The 746-nt window shown below is 23.9% G+C and carries 1 protein-coding gene; it reads left to right on the top strand.

The genetic code is table 11. The features are described from left to right. Positions 1 to 344: 344 nt before the first annotated feature. A complete protein-coding gene (locus tag B2W91_RS13640; RefSeq protein ID WP_291581841.1) occupies positions 345 to 500 on the top strand; it encodes a hypothetical protein in 156 nt (51 codons plus the stop codon). Positions 501 to 746 lie beyond the last annotated feature (246 nt).

Here is a 746-nt window from a genome sequence, read left to right as displayed (position 1 = left end):
TTCCAGAGTATATATTAAATTTTCACATGGTATCCCTATATTGAGTTCCACAATGAAAATTTGACTTATACATGATTTTAATTTTCATAACCAAAAGTCTTATTCATAAATGCAAATTAAGGATAAAATATAAAAAATTTGGTTAAAACTCCAGAATCAAAGTTTTTGAAGCTTTTAAAGCAATTCTTCATTTTCAAGGAATTAAGGTATTTTTATAAAAAATTTATCATCCAAATTATCTTTTAAATTTTCCTATGAATTATATACTTTCACTTTTTTTATAAAATCTATGCATGATTTTTGACATTAAGGTAAAAATATCAGATAAAGAGGTGATGAGTTTAATGAAAAATAATTTAGTAATTGGATTGGTTTTACTAACATTAATTATATTGCCTTCAAAAAATGTAAGCTCATTAGAAAAAGATACTATGATAAAATTTGATGTTAAATCTATAGAAGTATTTAAAAGTACAACAAATTCTTTATATGAACTCTAGCTTAAAAAGGTAGTAATATTATCTACCTTTATTTTCTTATATATTTTTGCAGATTCTAAATTCTATTTTGCCATTAATGTTCAGAAATAATTCTATTTATTTATAAAAAGAGCGTGACCCTAAGTCACGCTCTCAGACTGTAGACAAAAGGCATATTCTCATGACTGAGAACATGCCTTTTGGAATTTTAATAGTAAATTTCTGGTTATTTGAATATACTTTGCAAATAAAAGTATAGAGATGAGA

Source organism: Clostridium sp. UBA6640, from assembly GCF_002455975.1.
Lineage (GTDB): Bacteria > Bacillota > Clostridia > Clostridiales > Clostridiaceae > Clostridium_J.
The sequence above is the reverse complement of the archived record's forward strand: the minus strand, read 5'-3'. Positions and strand labels throughout refer to the sequence as shown.

Excerpts from the sequence above, each read along its gene's own strand:
- B2W91_RS13640 (WP_291581841.1), top strand. The coding sequence starts at position 345 with ATGAAAAATAATTTAGTAATTGGATTGGTTTTACTAACATTAATTATA.